A 15,921-nucleotide genomic window follows, 5' to 3' on the forward strand; every position below is an offset into this window, starting at 1 on the left:
CGGGATCGCACATCAGACGCTTCCCACCCGGCTGGAGGTGCTGCGGCGGAGGTAGAAGAACCAGGTAACTCCAAGCATGAGTGCGTAGGCGGTGACGAAACCGTAGAACGCGGCGTCGTACGAGCCGGTAGCGCCCTTCGAAGCGTTCAGCACCTGGGGGATGACGAATCCGCCGTAGGCTCCGATCGCGGAGATCAGCCCGAGGGCCGCGGCCGCCTTGCGTCCGGTACTCATCCCGTCATCGATTCGGCCCCGCAGAGCGAAGATGATCGGGATCATCCGGTAGGTGGCGCCGTTTCCGGCGCCGGCTGCTGCGAAGAGTACGAGGAACAGCGCCAGGAAGAGCCAGAAGTTCGACGCCGGGAGGGTCCAGACGACGGTCAAGGCAGCCAGCGCCATGACCGCGAAGGCGCAGACGGTGATCCGCGCCCCGCCCCAGCGGTCGGCGAGGCGGCCACCGTAGGGGCGGGCCAGGGAGCCGACCAGTGGTCCGAGGAACGCGAGCGACAGGGCGGCCGGTCCGATGGCGAACGTTGAGAACGCCGGGAAGGAGTCCAGGATCAGTTTCGGGAAGACACCGGAAAAGCCGATGAATGAGCCGAACGTTCCAATGTAAAGGAACGCCATGATCCACAGGTGCGGCTCGCGCAGGGCAGCGACGGAGCCGGCGAGATCCGACTTCGCACTGGAGATGTTGTCCATGTACTTCCAGGCACCGAAAGCGGCGACAAGGATCAGCGGAACCCAGATCCAACCCGCGAGGGGAAGGTTGAGCGTCGCAGCTGCGCCCGCCGCGATGACCAGCGGAACAACCAACTGTGCGACGGCGGCGCCCAGGTTTCCGCCGGCGGCGTTCAGTCCCAGTGCCCAGCCCTTCTCGCGGGCAGGGTAGAAGAAGGTGATGTTCGCCATCGAGCTTGCGAAGTTGCCGCCGCCGAACCCGGCAAGCGCCGCGACGCCCAGCAGTACTCCGAACGGCGTGTCCGGGTTGCTGACGCAAACGGCCAGGCCGATCGCCGGAATCAGGAGCAGGAGCGCCGAGATGATGGTCCAGTTCCGCCCTCCGAACTTCGGAACCATGAAGGTGTACGGGATGCGGAGCGTGGCACCGATCAGGCTGGGCATCGAGATAAGCCAGAAGATCTCGGCGCTGGAGAGTGTGAAACCGGCCGCAGGCAGGTAGATAACGGCGATCGACCAGAGTTGCCAGACAACAAAGCCGAGGAATTCGCAGGCGATGGACCAGCGGAGGTTACGTCGGGCAATGTCTCGGCCGCCGGACTCCCACTGATCGCGGTCCTCGGGGTTCCAGTTATCGATCCACCGGCCGGGACGATGGGCAATAGCTGTTTCGGAGGCTGTGACTGCGCGTTCAACGCTCATGGCGGACCTTTCATTCAAGGAGCAGTACAGCCACGATATGGAGGACGCGTTTCGCGTCAGGTCCCGGTATGTAAACGCGGTGTGACATCCGCCTATCCGCGGCACAGCCGCTGCGTGAGCGGAGGGGACAGACGGTTATTGTCCAGAATGTGGACGGGTTATCTCACGCTTCGATTCCGGTGATGAGATGAAGGATCCGTAATACCACGGTTGCCGGGTATTCCCGCAGCCGTCCAGAGAAAGCACGAAACATATGTCATCGTCATCATCGACAGTGGAGCCCAGCGACACCAAGCCGCTGAACTCCCGTGGGCGCGTCATCTTCGCCAGCCTCATCGGCACCACCATCGAGTTCTACGACTTCTACATCTACGCCACGGCGTCGGTCCTGGTGTTCCCGGCACTGTTCTTCCCGAACTCCGACCCCACCAGTGCGCTCCTGCAGTCATTCGCGATCTTCGGCGTCGCTTTCGTTGCGCGCCCCCTCGGCTCGATCATCTTCGGCCACTTCGGGGACCGCATCGGCCGCAAGGGAACCCTTGTGGCCTCGCTGCTGACGATGGGCATTGCCACCTTCCTGATCGGCGTCCTGCCGACCGCGCTGGTTCCCGGTTGGACGTTCCTGGCGCCCGCCATCCTCGTCCTGCTGCGCTTCCTGCAGGGACTTGCCCTCGGCGGCGAGTGGAGCGGTGCTGCATTGCTCGCGACGGAGAACGCTCCGAAGAACAAGCGCGCGGTGTACGGAACCTTCCCGCAGCTCGGTGCGCCGATCGGCTTCATCATCGCCAACCTGCTGTTCGTGTTTCTGAACGAGGTCCTCTCGCCCGAAGCGTTCCTGGCATGGGGCTGGCGCGTGCCGTTCATTGCCAGTGCCGTCCTGGTGATCGTTGGCCTCTATGTGCGGCTGAAGCTGATCGAGAGCCACTCCTTCCAGCAGGTACTGGACAAGGGCAAGGTCGTGAAGCTTCCGCTTGCTTCGGTGTTCACCCGCCAGTGGCGCCCGCTGCTCCTTGGTACCTTCATCATGTTCGCCACCTACGTGCTGTTCTACCTGATGACCTCGTTCACGCTGAGCTTCGGCACCACCGCCGCCACCGTTGATCAGGCCAGAACCGCCGCGGAGGCTGCAGGGCGCACGTTCACGGCCGAGGACGCCGCGAAGTTCGTTCCGGGCCTGGGGATTGACCGCGGAACCTTCCTGTGGATGCTCATCATCGGTGTCGTCTTCTTCGGTATCTTCACCATCGTTTCGGGGCCGCTGGCTGAGAAGTTCGGCCGTCGCCGGATGCTGCTGGCGGTCACCGTGGGGATCGCGCTCTTCGGGCTGACCTGGGTGCCGCTCTTCGGTGCGGGGATCGTGGGTGCCATGATCCTGCTCATCCTGGGATTCATCCTGATGGGCCTGACCTTCGGCCCCATGGCTGCCATCCTGCCGGAGCTGTTCCCTGCCAACGTGCGGTACACGGGCTCAGCCGTTGCCTACAACCTCTCGAGCGTGATCGGTGCGGCGCCGGCGTCGTTCGTTGCCCTCGCGCTGTGGAAGGCGGCCGATGGCAGCACGCTCATGGTGGGCCTCTACCTGAGCGCCGCGGCGGTCCTTACCTTTATCGCTCTGTGGTTGTCCCGCGAAACCCGCGACCACGACTACGACAACAACATCGGCTAACGCTTTCTTTCCTTTGCATCGACTCTTCCCAAATGGTGCTTCTCAGCGCTGAATTAGCCTCCAAAGGGCCCATTTGGGGAGAGTCGATGATCGTTAATCTTTCCTTCCAAGTTTTCCGCAGGGCACGCAAGCAAGAATTCATTCTCAGGATCCTTCTCGGTGGAAGCGGATGGAATGAATCAGGAAACGCTCGCGAGCGGCCGATACCTGCTCGACCGGGTGATCGGCGCCGGAGGGATGGCGGACGTCTATCGCGCCCGGGACTTGAGGCTCGGCCGCGACGTAGCAGTAAAGATGTTCCGCCGCGGCTCAGCCGAAGGGGTTGCACGCGGTTCGGGCGAAGCCCGCATGCTGGCCGCGCTACATCACCCCGGCCTGGTGCGCGTGCTGGACATGGACGCTGAAGGCGCGGCGAACGGCCCGTCCTACCTCGTCATGGAGTACATCCGCGGGTCCGACCTCGGCGCGCTGCTCCGCGAGGGTCCGCTATCAGCTGAGAGCACGACGACGGCGGGCCGGGACATTGCCCGCACTCTCGACTACATTCACGGCCGGCGGATTGTGCACCGCGACATCAAGCCCTCGAATGTACTGATCCGACACAGCGAGGTTTCGGACGGCCAATTCAGCTATCTACTCACGGACTTCGGCATTGCCCGATTCTTTGAAAGCAGTCGGGTGACCGCCACGGGAAGCCTGATCGGAACCGCAACCTACTTCAGCCCCGAGCAGGCGCGTGGCATGTCCGTGGGCGCCCCAACGGACATCTACGCCCTCGGCCTGGTGCTCATCGAGTGCCTCACCGGGGAGCCCGCTTTCCCCGGCACCGGCCTGGAGAGCGCGCTCGCCCGGATCAGCCGGGCACCCGTCGTCCCCGAGTCCTTCGGTCCGCTTTGGCACGGACTGCTGGTGGCGATGACCCTCGACGATCCCGCCGCTCGACCGACCGCCGCCGACATAGTACGAACCCTGGAAGCGCTCGACCCGGCAGTCTCACCCCGGGACGCCCCGACCCTCGCCGCCGTACTCCTCGCGGGTCCTACCGAGCCCACACCGCACGTCGGCACACCGGGAACCCTCACGACGACGACGACGACGGCGCCGCCGCCAACGCGCGAGTCGCGCCCCGGGGCCCGCACGGCCGGAGCGACGGTCCCGGCCGCGGTGGAGCACGCACCGCGGGCCCCGCTCGCAGCACCGCTTCCGGTTTCAGGAGCGCGCCCGTCGGCCCGGGTGGTCATCGCCGTCGTACTCCTGGCGGCGCTGGCGCTTGCGTGCGTCGTCGTCATCTCCCTGCTCAGTGCGCAGCCGGTGCCGGCCCCGCTTCCCTCGATACCGGGCACCATCGGTGACCTGCTTGAGGACCTGTATGAGAGCGTGCAGCCGTGAGCGCGTACCTCCGGGTGTGTGCGGCCGCAGTCGCGGCGGCGATCCTGCTGGGCGGATGCTCACAACCGGCGCTCTCCGACGATCTTGCGGATGAACTGCAGGTGGACGTGCAGCAGCTTGCGGTGCAGGCTGCGCGCGGTGACACCGCAGATGCCACTGCGGCAGCGCGGACGCTTGCAGACCGGGTGCGGATCGCGGAGGCGAACGGAAAAATCAGTGAGGAGCGTGCGGCGCTCATCCTGCAGCGAATAGACGGACTGATCTCGGTGCTCGCGGATTCGGGTGCTGCGCCGGCGCCGGTCGGCACTCCCGGCCCCGTCGCCCAACCTGCGCAGCCCCGGGAACCCGCGCCGTCAGCGCCCTCGGCGCCCGCCCGCACCGTGACGCCGGAGCCCGTTCCCACGCCGGAGCCCGTTCCTACGCCTGACCCGCCGGCACCCGCTGTTCCGGACGGCGCGACTGATGACAACGGTGGCGACGGGGGAGCAGACCAGGACGATTCCGATCCGGTGCTGCCGGACGCCCAGGCAGAGCCTGCGGTGGAGCCTGACGACGACGATCGCGTGGACGTCGGCGAGGATGAAGATGACGACGGCGGTAAGGGCCGCGGCCGCGGGCGGGGCAGGGGCGGCGACGGCTGATCCTGCGTCTCAGACCTGTCGTGGCCGTCCGTACCGCGATAGCCTCTGCAGCATGCAGATTGACAGGACACTGCTACTTCCGGTCAGCCACCCTGCACGAGGGCGCCGAACCGGACTCACGGATGTCAGACGCCATCGGGGTCATCCGCGCCGCCGACGCGCTAGTTGATCGCGGCAATCACGGCGCCCGCAGAGACCGTATCGCCCGGTGCTGCACTCAGCCCCGACACGGTACCGGATTTGTGCGCGGTGAGGGGCTGCTCCATCTTCATGGCTTCGAGCACCACAATGAGATCGCCCTCTGAGACCTCGTCACCGTCGTTGACAGCAACCTTCACGATGGTTCCCTGCATGGGAGAGGTCAGCTCATCACCGCTCGCCGCGGAGGCAGCTCCTGCACGGGAACGGGCAACCTTCTTCGGCTTTCCGGAGGGCTTTCCGTTGGTCGTTCCCAGCCCGGCAGGCAGCACGACCTCCAGCCGTTTGCCGCCCACCTCGACGGTGACGCGCTGCCGGTTTTCGTCGTCCGCCACGGCGTCCGCCGTACCCGACGGACTCCACGGAGCAATCGTGTTGTTGAACTCGGTTTCGATCCAGCGGGTGTGGATCGAGAAGCTGCCGGAGGCCGGAGCGAAGGCGGGGTCGCTGACCACGGCGGCGTGGAAGGGAAGGACGGTGGGCATGCCGTCGATGAGCATTTCTTCGAGGGCACGGCGGGATCGGGCGAGGGCCTGCTCGCGGGTTGCACCGGTGACGATCAACTTGGCCAGCATGGAGTCGAAGTTTCCGCCGATCACCTCGCCCGCCTCGATGCCGGAGTCAACACGGACGCCGGGACCGGTCGGAAGCTTGAGCGTCCGGACGGTGCCGGGTGCCGGCATGAAATTGCGGCCTGCGTCCTCGCCGTTGATACGGAACTCAAAGGAATGCCCTCGCACCTGCGGATCGGTGTAGCCGAGTGCCTCGCCGCGGGCGAGGCGGAACTGTTCGCGGACCAGGTCGAGGCCCGTGACCTCTTCGGACACCGGGTGCTCGACCTGGAGCCGGGTGTTCACCTCGAGGAAGGAGATAGTGCCGTCCTGGCCGACCAGGAACTCACACGTTCCTGCCCCCTGGTAACCGGCTTCCTTCAGTATCGCCTTCGATGCCTCGTACAGGCGTGCGTTTTGCTCATCGGTGAGGAAAGGCGCAGGCGCCTCTTCGACCAGCTTTTGATTGCGCCGCTGCAACGAGCAGTCGCGGGTGGAAACGACGACGACGTCACCGTGGGCATCCGCCAGGCACTGGGTTTCGACGTGGCGCGGTGCATCTAGGAACCGTTCAACGAAGCACTCACCGCGGCCGAAGGCAGCCGTTGCTTCGCGGACGGCGGATTCATAGGCTTCAGCGATTTCGTTCCGTGAGCGCACCACCTTGATGCCGCGTCCGCCGCCGCCGTAGGCCGCCTTGATGGCTAACGGCAGGCCGTGCTGGTCCGCGAAGTCGAGCACTTCCTGGACCGATTCGACCGGATCCTCGGTCCCGGGAACCAGGGGGGCACCTACTCTTTCGGCGATATGCCTGGCTTGGACCTTGTCACCGAGCTGGGCGATCGCGGATGGTGATGGACCGATCCAGGTGAGTCCGGCGTCGATCACTTTCTGCGCAAACTCGGCGTTCTCGGAGAGGAAGCCGTAGCCCGGATGGATGGCGTCGGCACCACTTCGGACGGCGGCGTCGAGCACTCGATCCATCAGGAGGTAGGAATCAGCGGCGGTGTTGCCGCCTAACGCGAACGCCTCGTCAGCGAGCCGCACGTGGAGTGCATCGCGATCCGGATCAGCGTAGACCGCTACCGACGCGATGCCCTCGTCCCGGGCCGCCCGGATGACACGAACGGCGATCTCGCCGCGATTGGCGATCAGGACTTTGGTGACGTGTGCGGGCGCGGATGTCTGCGCGCGCGTGAACGACTCGCTCATAGGGTGTAAGGCTCCTTTGGTCTGTTGGGAGCCTAGCGCGGTTTTGTCGCAACTGCCCATAAATGATGACGATTCCCCGTGTTGTCAGCCGATTATTTGTAGGGAAGCTACAAAGGGGTGTCAGGTGGCGTTCCGCTGCGGTCCGCCCGGCGTCGGTAGGAGCGCAGTTATAGTGAGTTGCATGGTTACTCCACTGCCGGCGCAGAACACTTTCGACCACCTGCGCTCATCGGACGGTGAGCATGTGGGGTATATCAACCTGACCCAGGACGGCCGGTTTGTGCCGTTTGACCTCCTTCACCGCCAGCGTGCTGAGCCTATGGATCTTGACGAAGCCGAGAACCTACTCGATGAGCTGGGCTTGCGCATGTTCACGGAGGACTGGTGGCTCATACGTGACGGGCAGCAGGAAAAAGTGCTCATCTGCGAGATCCGACGCGACTCAATATCGGTGGCGCGGGCTATGCCGGGCACCATCGCCAAATCGGTCGACCTCACGGAGACCATCGATCTTCCTCTCCCGACCGACCGGCTTGTGCAGACCGGTCAGTCAGCGTAGCCGCACCTCTCCGCCGGAGTCGCGTCACGACAGCGGAATCCCGAAAGCGTCCTTACTGCGAACGGCTTGTCGGCACTTGGCAGCGCTGGGACTTGAACAACCAGCGCGCCGCCTTGGCTATCGGGTGCAGATGGCCGGAACGAAGGACCGGCATGGGAAGTGGCTGATGCGCGTTCGACGCACCAGTGCTCCCAGCCTGAAGACCTACGTTAATGGGCGGACGGTGCTGATCGGCGACGCGGCGCACGCAATGCCGCCGACCACGGTTCAGGGCGCGATCACATCGCTGCAGGAGGTGCGGCCCTGTCCTGGGAAGCACCTCAGTAATACTTTGCGGCCTGCACCGTGGGGTTAGTTCCAGAGCGAGGTGAGCTCCACTCCGGCCTTTCGCAGCAGCTCCCGCAGGGTGGAAACACTGAGGCCGACGACGGCGTGCGGGTCGCCGTCGACCTTCTGGATGAAGGCCCCGCCACGTCCGTCGATGGTGAAGGAGCCGGCGCAGTTCAGCGGCTCACCCGTGGCAATGTACGCCTCGATCTCGGCGTCCTGGAGTTCCACGAAGTGCACCTGTGCGGAGGCGACGGCGCCCACGCCGGTGCCGGATCCGGCGTCGTTCGCGTCCCGTGTGTCCACCAGCCAATGGCCGGTGTGCAGGGTTCCGTGCGAGCCTGACATCCGCCGGATCCGAGCGCGGGCGACTTCGGGCTCGTATGGCTTGCCGTGTGCTTCCCCCTCGAACTCGAAGACGGAATCGCAACCGAGAATCAGGGCGCCGTGGGCTTCCGGGAGGGCTGCGACGGCTTCGGCTTTCGCGCGGGCAAGCAGCTGGGCAGTGTCGTAGGGGCTTGGATTTCCGTGTTCAGCGGTGACCCTGTCTTCATCCACGTCCGAGACCCGCACCGAATGGGCGATGCCCGCTTCAGCCAGGAGTTTGGTGCGGGCCGGGGATGCGGAAGCGAGGATGAGCCGAACAGTCATGCGGACCAGCCTAGTTGTTGTGGCAGACGAAAAAGGGACCCGGCCTGATGCCGAGCCCCTTTTCCGTGTGCAACAGGTTAGGCCTTCGCTCCTGCAAGCTCGGGTGCGTCCTGCGTGGTCGGGGTGTCGTCCACGAACGGATCACCGGTGCGCTTGGCGTTGTACAGGTCCGTGTCCAGGAGTCCCTCGCGCTTGGCGACGATCGTCGGGACGAGTGCCTGCCCGGCAACGTTCACCGCAGTACGCCCCATGTCCAGGATCGGGTCCACCGCGAGCAGCAGGCCGACGCCCGCGAGCGGCAGTCCCAGAGTGGACAGGGTCAGGGTCAGCATGACGACGGCCCCCGTGGTGCCCGCAGTGGCTGCGGAGCCGAGAACCGAAACCAGCGCGATGAGCAGGTACTGGCCGAAGTCGAGTTGGATTCCGAAGAACTGGGCGACGAAGATTGCGGCAATGGCCGGGTAGATCGCTGCGCAGCCGTCCATCTTGGTGGTGGCGCCCAGCGGCACCGCGAAGGATGCGTAGCCGCGGGGGACGCCGAGGTTCCGTTCGGTGACGCGCTGTGTCAGGGGAAGCGTGCCGACCGAGGACCGCGAGACGAATGCAAGCTGGATCGCAGGCCAGGCACCCGAGAAGTACTGCTTCACGGAGAGCCCGTTGGTCTTGATCAGGATGGGGTAGACCGCGAACAGCACCAGGGCAAGGCCCACGTAGATTGCGAGCGTGAACTTGCCGAGCGAACCGATGGTGTCCCAGCCATAGACGGCGACCGCGTTACCGATGAGCCCGACGGTACCGATCGGAGCGATGCGGATGATCCACCACAGCACCTTCTGGATAACAGCGAGGGCCGAGGCGTTGAAGTTCAGGAACGGCTCGGCGGGCTTGCCCACCTTGAGGGCGGCGATTCCGACGGCGACGGCGACAACCAGCACCTGCAGCACGTTGAAGCTGAGCCCGGTGGAGATTGCACCGGCGTCGTCAACGCTCGAGGAAGCCTCAAGACCGAGGAAGTTCACCGGAATCAGGCCCTGCAGGAACGCCCACCAGTCACCGGTGCCGCCAGTGTACTCATCCGGAGCAGTGGCATTGGTGTTGGCGCCCGGCTGGAAGATGGTACCAAGCCCCATCCCGATGATGACGGCGATCAGCGCGGTGATCGCGAACCAGAGCAGCGTCTGGCCAGCCAGGCGGGCAGCGTTGTGGACGGCGCGGAGGTTGGTGATGGAGCTGACCACGGCGGTGAAGATGAGCGGCACAACGGCGGCGCGCAGCAGCGCAACATAGCTCGAACCGATGGTGTCCAGCGTGGTGCCGAGGGCGTTGGGGGAGTCCTCGGTGTGGCCGGTGTACTTGGCGAGGAGGCCAAGCGCGAGGCCCACGATGAGTGCGGCGATGATCTGGGGGCCGAAGGAGGTCACCCAGCGGGGCAGCCTGCGGGAGGCGGGAGCGGAGGTTTCTGAAGTCACCCAGAAACCGTAGACCCGCTCCCATAGCAAAGAAAGTGACCGTTGCGAAATGTTACGGCGAGCAAGAAGGTCATGCGAAGGGGCTTCTATGAGCTTCAGGCGTCATCGTGCGGAAGCGCGATCTTATTCCAGCAACGCGCGTGACAAACCTGACAGCCGCGATCATGAAATGTGTCGCGGCTGCCAGGTTTCAGCGTGGCCTCCTCAGTCGAGGCGGCTGCGGGAGCGCATAAATACAACGGTCCCGAGCGCTGCTGCACCGAGGATGCCAAGGGCAAGGGGCGAAGCTGCATTTGCCGCGCCGTCATCCGCCACGACAGCGGCACCAGTATCAGCGCCTCCCACCGGCATTGATGCCAATTGGCCGCGTACCGCACCGGGGACGTAAGCCGAGGTATGGGTGTCGGCGGAGAAGCCGCCGGGATTGGCTTCGATTTCCTTCAGCGAGAATCCCTCTCCGGTATCTGCGCCGTCGTCCCCCTCAAGTCCCGTAGTGAAGGGACCCTGGAGGCATCCCGAACTGGTGAGCACGCCGTCGCCCTCAGGATTCGGGAACGCCAACCGTGGGGGTCCGTTTGAGCCCGCAGCAGTCTCGTGAACATGCGTTGCTGTCTTTGCTGCGCTTTGATATGGCGGTGTGACACCGTTCAGAGTGATCTCGTAACAGATGATCTCCAAATCGGAGTTGATCATGAAGTTAAAACCGCCGGTGGCCCCAGGCTCACCCGGTGCAGGTGCGCCGTCCGGGCCGATCACCTGATCCGGGGTTGCGTAGACCGTGTAATAGCTCGTGAAGCTGTCGGGTCGGTCAACCGCGGTCTCGGCGTTGGCCGGCGCCGCCCCGGTTACGGCCAGCAGAGCGGTCCCTGCGGCGACTCCTGCGAAAGCCGCGATGCGTGTCTTGGTGGTTTGCATGATGTCCCTTTCGATACGCAGCGCCGGGAGCCGGTGCCGCCGTACGAGGGAATACCTATGACCCGGCCGTTTCGTTCATCCTGATTTTTTTTGCCCGTCCGGTGAACGCGGCGCAGTCCTTGGCAGTAACCCTATTGAGGATCTGTTCGCGAATGGGCGGTAGTTATGCTTGGGACGATGAGCGAGGAAGGGGCGGCCCGCGTGCTCAGCCAAACCGCGGGGTTCGACGCGCCGAAGGCATTCGCCGAACACGCCCGGGCGATCTACGGTTTTGTATACAACAGCACCCGGGACGCCTCAGTCGCAGAAGACTGTGTGCAGGAGACGTTCGTCCGGGCGTGGCGTTCGCGTGAGAGGTACAGCTCCGAGCGCGGTTCGGAGCGGTCATGGCTCTTTGCGATAGCGCGCAACGTCGTCGTCGATGAATTAAAGGCCCGGGCCCGCCGACCGACGCCGATAACGGGCGATCGGATGGAGAGCGAAACCGCTGCTCTCATTGAGGCGGGAGAGGTGGACGATCGGATTGTGCTCTATGGCGGCCTGGCGCAGTTGAGCCCGGAGCATCGCGCAGTAATTGTTGCCGTGCAACTGAACGGTATGAGCTACCAGCAGTTGAGCGAGCGAAGCGGAATTTCGGTGGCAACGCTACGCACACGGATGTTTTACGGCCTTAAGGCATTGCGGGAAGTATTGAGGGAGGAGGACAAGTGACAAATGAACAAGCGCGCCGCGAGGAGCTGATGGGCGCTGCCCTGGCGGGTGAGCTGACAGAAGCGGAGCGGCGTGAGTTCGACCGGGCATGCGCCGCTGACCCTCGTCTGCGGCGCGAGTACCAGGCCCTGCAGGGCGTAGCGGAGCGGCTTGACCGGTCAGAACTCGTTTGGACGGACCAGGACCTCCCGCCAGGACTAGCCGGAAGGGTTTTCGCCGCGACAACAGAGAAGCCGGAACGCGCCGGCGACGGGCACGGCGTTCCTGCCGCACGCCATGCCACGGATGGCGACCACGTGCCGCCACCAACGTCCCACCGTCACCGTAGACGCCGAGTTGCACTGATGAGCACGGCCGCAGCAGCCAGCCTGCTCGTGGTCGGGGCGCTGGGAGGAATCGCTATCAACAATGCGTTGCAGGCGCCCCCCGGTGGTCCCCCTGGAACGCTTGGCGCCGTCGAAGACGTTGATTTTTCCCGTGTTCAGCAAGGGGCTTCTTTCGACGCTTCGCTGGTGGCGCACACCTGGGGCACAGAAACGGTGCTCGAAGTGGATGGCCTTACAGTGGGTGATTCCTACGAAGTGGTGCTGGTGAGTGAAGACGGCCGAGACCTGACATCAGGAACCTTCTTCGGATCGGAGCAGACTGTCACCTGCCGAATGAACGCGGCGGTTATGCGCGAGGACGTCTCTGCGCTGGAGATCCGCAGGGTAACCGGTGAAGTGGTGGCCTCATCGACCCTCCCGGACCTTTAGCCGGAGGACAGTTTCGTGCAGCTGCGGCGACTTCCGGACGTCGTACGTCGCCACAACTGCACGAAACTTCCCCTAAGTAGCTAATACGAAAGTAAGGTGAGTCAGGCTGCGGTTCCCGGGGTGATGGTGACGTTGTAGCCGAGACTTTTTAGCTTGTTGATGGCTTTGTTCCTGGCTTTGGCCGGGTCCAGCCGGGTGTAGTGGTCGGGCCCGGGGTCTGCGTAGCATTCGCCGTCGGCGAGCACGTGCCAGACCGCGGTGAGGATGGAATGCTGTAGCGCCACGATGGCTTTCATGGGTCCGCGGCGGGCGGCTATGCGCCGGTATTTGGCGGCAAGGTAGGTGTTTTTGCTGCGGGAAGCGGAGAGTGCGGCGGTACCAAGGGCGGCTTTGAGGTACTTGTTGCCGGGCAGGATGTGCGCTGATTTGATCCGGCCGGCGGATTCGTTGGATCCGGGACAGACCCCGGCCCAGGATGCGAGTCGTCCGGGGGTTTCGAAGACGGTCATGTCCGCACCGGTTTCGGCGATGATCACTTCGGCGACGCGCTGGGACACTCCGGGGATGGTGGCCAGGAATTCCCTGGCTGCGCGAAAGGGTGACATCGCCTCCTCAATCCGCTCGGTGAGGGCGTCGATGCTGCGGCTCTGGGCGTCGATCTGATCCAGGTGCAGCCGTGCCATGAACGCGTGGTGTTCCTTGAAGCGACCGGTGAGGGCGTCGACGAGTTCGGGGATCTTAGATTTGAGCGTTCCTCTGGCCAGCCCCGCGAGGATCTGCGGATCCCGTTCGCCGTTGATGAGGGCTTCGAGCATGGCCCGGGAGGAGACCCCGGTCAGGTCCGAGACCACGGAGGAAAGCTTGATGCCCGAGCCTTCCAGGAACTTCTCCAGCCGCTGGATTTCCCTAGTCCGGTCCCTGATGGCAATGGAGCGGGTGCGGGTCAGATCCCGCAACTCCCGGATGGGCTCCGGTGGAATGAACGATGCCCGCAGAAGCCCGTGCGCGGCCAATTGGGCCAACCACGCCGCGTCGGAGACATCGGTCTTACGTCCCGGGATGTTCCGGGCCGCTTTCGCATTGACCAGCACAACGGGCAGTGTTTCCTCCAACAGGTAGAAGAACGGTTTCCAGTAATCACTGGTCGCTTCCATCACCACCGTGCTCACATGCTCGGCCTCCAGGAAGTCCCGAAGTGCCAGGATCTGGCTGGTTGTTGCACCCCAACTGGTCACCGTCGTGGTGAATGTTCCGGCCCGTTTACCAGGAACCCGCAGGCAAACCTTCGCGTCGCGTTTGGAAATATCCATCCCGACCGCCCGGTCATGCACGATATCCATGATGATTCTCCTGACACCCTTAAACTCGATAATTGGTGTCTGCCGCGGGGAGGACAGGGAAATCAATTCAGGAATCTAACACTCGTGCTCACCGGCAACAATCCACGGTTCCCGTGGAAGTCCTCCACGCCACGCTAGCTCACAGGCTCAACTACAGCACCAAGCTTGGACCGGCGTCGACCGTGGCAGACACCTCAATGATCCGCCTAACCACCTACCGGAACCAGAGCCTAAGGCGAGCCAACGACGACTTTCTACCACCACGGCGCGTCAGCGACGCTGAACCGCTAGCTCAGCAGTGCCCGGCGCAGTGTATCCAGACCGACTGAGCCGAGATTCAGCGCGCGGGTATGGAAGGCGCGCAGGTTGAAGTGCTCGCCTTCGCGCTCCTTCACCTCGTCGCGGATCTGCTCCCAGAGCCGCTGTCCGATCTTGTAGGACGGTGCCTGCCCCGGCCAGCCGAGGTAGCGGTTGAACTCGAAGTTCAACTGCCCCTCGCTGATGGCGATGTTCTTCTTCAGGAACTCGTAACCCTCATCCGGAGTCCATGTGCCTGAGCCCCAGCGCTCCGGGACTTCGAGTTCCAGGTGCACGCCGATGTCAAACACCACGCGGGCAGCCCTCATGCGCTGGGCATCGAGCATGCCAAGGCGGTCTCCCGGATCACTGAGATATCCGAGTTCCTCCATGAGCCGTTCCGCATAGAGCGCCCAACCTTCACCGTGGCCGGAAACCCAGACCGCGTTGCGGCGCCAGGAGTTGAGCAGGCCACGCTGATAGGTGGCGGTGGCGACCTGCAGGTGATGCCCCGGAACACCCTCGTGGTAGACGGTGGTGGTTTCCTTCCAGGTGGTGAAGGATTCCTCGCCCTCGGGCACCGACCACCACATGCGGCCGGGGCGCGAAAAATCGTCGCTGGGGCCGGTGTAGTAGATCCCGCCTTCCTGGGTGGGCGCGATCATGCACTCGAGTCGGCGCATGATGTCCGGGATGTCGAAGTGGACGTCAGCGAGTTCAGCCACAGCCTTGTCCGACAGCCCCTGCATCCACGCCTGAAGGTTGTCCGTGCCCTGCAGTTGGCGTTCCGGAGACTCATCGAGGATTCGGATCGCTTCCTCGATGGAAGCGCCCTCCTTGATCTCGTTCGCCACGGCTTCCTGCTCCGCGATGATCCGGTCCAGCTCTTCGACGCCCCACCGGTAGGTCTCCTCAAGGTCAACAGCCGAACCGAGGAACAGCCGGGACATCAGTGCATAGTGCTCGCGACCAACGGCGTCCTTCTCGGGTGCTTCCGGGAGGAGCTCCTCTTCAAGGAAGGATGTCAGTTGACGGTACGCATTGCGGGCGGCTTCTGCTCCCGCGGTGAGTTCGTTGCGCACCGACTCGGGCAACTCGGCGCCGTTCTTGGCGCGGGCGCCGGCAACGAACTCGTCGAAGTAACCGCCGTCTGCCTCATAGGCAGTGGTCTGCCCGATGACGATGCGTACCTGGCGGGCAGCTGCGACGATGCCGCGGTTCTTGCCTTCCCGCAGCGAGGTGATGTACCCGCCAATGGCATCAGGGATATTGCAGAGCCGCCCGGCGATGTGGCCCCACTGTTCCGGAGTGTCCGTGGGCATGAGGTCGAAGATCGCCCGGATTTCCTGTGCCGGGCAGGCAATGTTGTTCAGGTCCGCGAGGCTGCGGCCGGTGGCGTGGATCTCGAGTTCCAGCCCAAGGCGTTCCCGCATCGCGTCCAGGGTGACGGCGTCGACGTCGTCAGTAGGTTCCAGATCTGTGAGCCGCTCAAGCGTCTCCCGGGTTGCTTCAGCAAACGCCTCGAGGCCGGCAGGAGAGTAGTCGCGGTACTCGGTTTCATGGCCGGGCAGGCCAAGCGTGGTGGCGAAGCCCGGGTCCAGTTGCAGCAGCATGTCGGTGTGGGCATCGGCAACGGCGTCGATGGCCGTCTGGGCACGGGTAGGAGCCTCGGCGGTCAGGTCTGTGGTGGAAGTCTCGTTGGTCACGTCTACGAGCCTAGCGGCCCACTGTTGCTCGGGGCCACAGAGCGCTGCGCCTGTGGACAGTATCGTGACCGGATTGTGTTCCTCCCGTGCTGGTGCGCGAACACCGCGCGGCCCTAGGTTGAACAGCACACACCAAACTACCGGGGGCACA

At 64.2% G+C, this 15,921-nt stretch carries 14 protein-coding genes; 7 read left to right on the forward strand and 7 right to left on the reverse strand.

Annotation, left to right across the window (positions count from 1 at the left end):
• Positions 1 to 12: 12 nt before the first annotated feature.
• Positions 13 to 1,383, reverse strand: a complete 1,371-nt coding sequence (locus tag BJ994_RS04375) for an MFS transporter (protein WP_167991846.1) — start codon at positions 1,381 to 1,383, stop codon at positions 13 to 15.
• 253 nt (positions 1,384 to 1,636) lie between these two features.
• Here BJ994_RS04375 and BJ994_RS04380 point away from each other — a divergent pair, with 253 nt between their 5' ends.
• The 3 genes from BJ994_RS04380 to BJ994_RS04390 all read left to right on the forward strand — a co-directional run bounded on the left by BJ994_RS04380 (position 1,637) and on the right by BJ994_RS04390 (position 5,079).
• On the forward strand, positions 1,637 to 3,049 hold the full coding sequence (locus BJ994_RS04380; protein WP_167991848.1) for an MFS transporter: 1,413 nt from the start codon (positions 1,637 to 1,639) through the stop codon (positions 3,047 to 3,049).
• Positions 3,050 to 3,223: 174 nt separating this feature from the next.
• A complete protein-coding gene (locus BJ994_RS04385; protein ID WP_167991850.1) occupies positions 3,224 to 4,438 on the forward strand; it encodes a serine/threonine-protein kinase in 1,215 nt (404 codons plus the stop codon).
• On the forward strand, positions 4,435 to 5,079 hold the full coding sequence (locus tag BJ994_RS04390) for a hypothetical protein (RefSeq protein ID WP_167991852.1): 645 nt from the start codon (positions 4,435 to 4,437) through the stop codon (positions 5,077 to 5,079). The genes BJ994_RS04385 and BJ994_RS04390 overlap by 4 nt, the downstream gene beginning before the upstream one ends.
• A gap of 161 nt (positions 5,080 to 5,240) precedes the next feature.
• Here the strand turns inward: BJ994_RS04390 and BJ994_RS04395 are convergent, their stop codons facing one another.
• Positions 5,241 to 7,040 (reverse strand): acetyl/propionyl/methylcrotonyl-CoA carboxylase subunit alpha, encoded by a 1,800-nt coding sequence (locus tag BJ994_RS04395; protein WP_167991854.1) that lies wholly within the window; start codon positions 7,038 to 7,040, stop codon positions 5,241 to 5,243.
• Positions 7,041 to 7,221: 181 nt separating this feature from the next.
• Between BJ994_RS04395 and BJ994_RS04400 the strand changes: the two genes are divergently transcribed.
• Both BJ994_RS04400 and BJ994_RS18525 read left to right on the forward strand, forming a co-directional pair.
• Complete coding sequence (locus BJ994_RS04400) at positions 7,222 to 7,599, forward strand: serine/threonine protein phosphatase (protein ID WP_167991856.1); 378 nt, start codon at positions 7,222 to 7,224, stop codon at positions 7,597 to 7,599.
• A 166-nt stretch (positions 7,600 to 7,765) separates the two neighbouring features.
• Positions 7,766 to 7,954 carry an FAD-dependent monooxygenase gene (locus BJ994_RS18525; RefSeq protein WP_425339401.1) on the forward strand — a complete coding sequence of 63 codons (189 nt, stop codon included), beginning with the start codon at positions 7,766 to 7,768 and terminating at the stop codon, positions 7,952 to 7,954.
• Here the strand turns inward: BJ994_RS18525 and BJ994_RS04410 are convergent.
• The 3 genes from BJ994_RS04410 to BJ994_RS04420 form a co-directional block, all read right to left on the reverse strand.
• Entirely contained in the window at positions 7,951 to 8,577 is a 627-nt protein-coding gene (locus tag BJ994_RS04410; RefSeq protein WP_167991861.1) for a Maf family protein, read from the reverse strand. The genes BJ994_RS18525 and BJ994_RS04410 overlap by 4 nt on opposite strands.
• 77 nt (positions 8,578 to 8,654) lie before the next feature.
• Positions 8,655 to 10,046, reverse strand: coding sequence for a cation:dicarboxylate symporter family transporter (locus BJ994_RS04415; RefSeq protein WP_167991863.1), 1,392 nt, complete (start codon positions 10,044 to 10,046; stop codon positions 8,655 to 8,657).
• A 204-nt stretch (positions 10,047 to 10,250) separates the two neighbouring features.
• Entirely contained in the window at positions 10,251 to 10,961 is a 711-nt protein-coding gene (locus BJ994_RS04420) for a CHRD domain-containing protein (RefSeq protein ID WP_167991866.1), read from the reverse strand.
• 177 nt (positions 10,962 to 11,138) lie between these two features.
• On the opposite strand from BJ994_RS04420, the gene BJ994_RS04425 reads away from it, so the two are divergent.
• A complete protein-coding gene (locus BJ994_RS04425) occupies positions 11,139 to 11,672 on the forward strand; it encodes an RNA polymerase sigma factor (protein ID WP_167991869.1) in 534 nt (177 codons plus the stop codon).
• Positions 11,669 to 12,427 carry a hypothetical protein gene (locus BJ994_RS04430; protein WP_167991872.1) on the forward strand — a complete coding sequence of 253 codons (759 nt, stop codon included), beginning with the start codon at positions 11,669 to 11,671 and terminating at the stop codon, positions 12,425 to 12,427. The genes BJ994_RS04425 and BJ994_RS04430 overlap by 4 nt, the downstream gene beginning before the upstream one ends.
• Positions 12,428 to 12,528: 101 nt before the next feature.
• On the opposite strand, the gene BJ994_RS04435 is transcribed toward BJ994_RS04430, so the two are convergent.
• Both BJ994_RS04435 and BJ994_RS04440 read right to left on the reverse strand, forming a co-directional pair.
• Entirely contained in the window at positions 12,529 to 13,767 is a 1,239-nt protein-coding gene (locus tag BJ994_RS04435; RefSeq protein WP_167991874.1) for an IS110 family RNA-guided transposase, read from the reverse strand.
• 287 nt (positions 13,768 to 14,054) lie between these two features.
• The gene (locus BJ994_RS04440; protein ID WP_167991877.1) at positions 14,055 to 15,770 is read right to left on the reverse strand and encodes a DUF885 domain-containing protein; all 1,716 of its coding nucleotides are present in this window, start codon (positions 15,768 to 15,770) and stop codon (positions 14,055 to 14,057) included.
• Between the last annotated feature and the right edge of the window lie 151 nt (positions 15,771 to 15,921).

This window comes from Arthrobacter pigmenti, assembly GCF_011927905.1.
Taxonomy (GTDB): Bacteria; Actinomycetota; Actinomycetes; order Actinomycetales; family Micrococcaceae; genus Arthrobacter_D; species Arthrobacter_D pigmenti.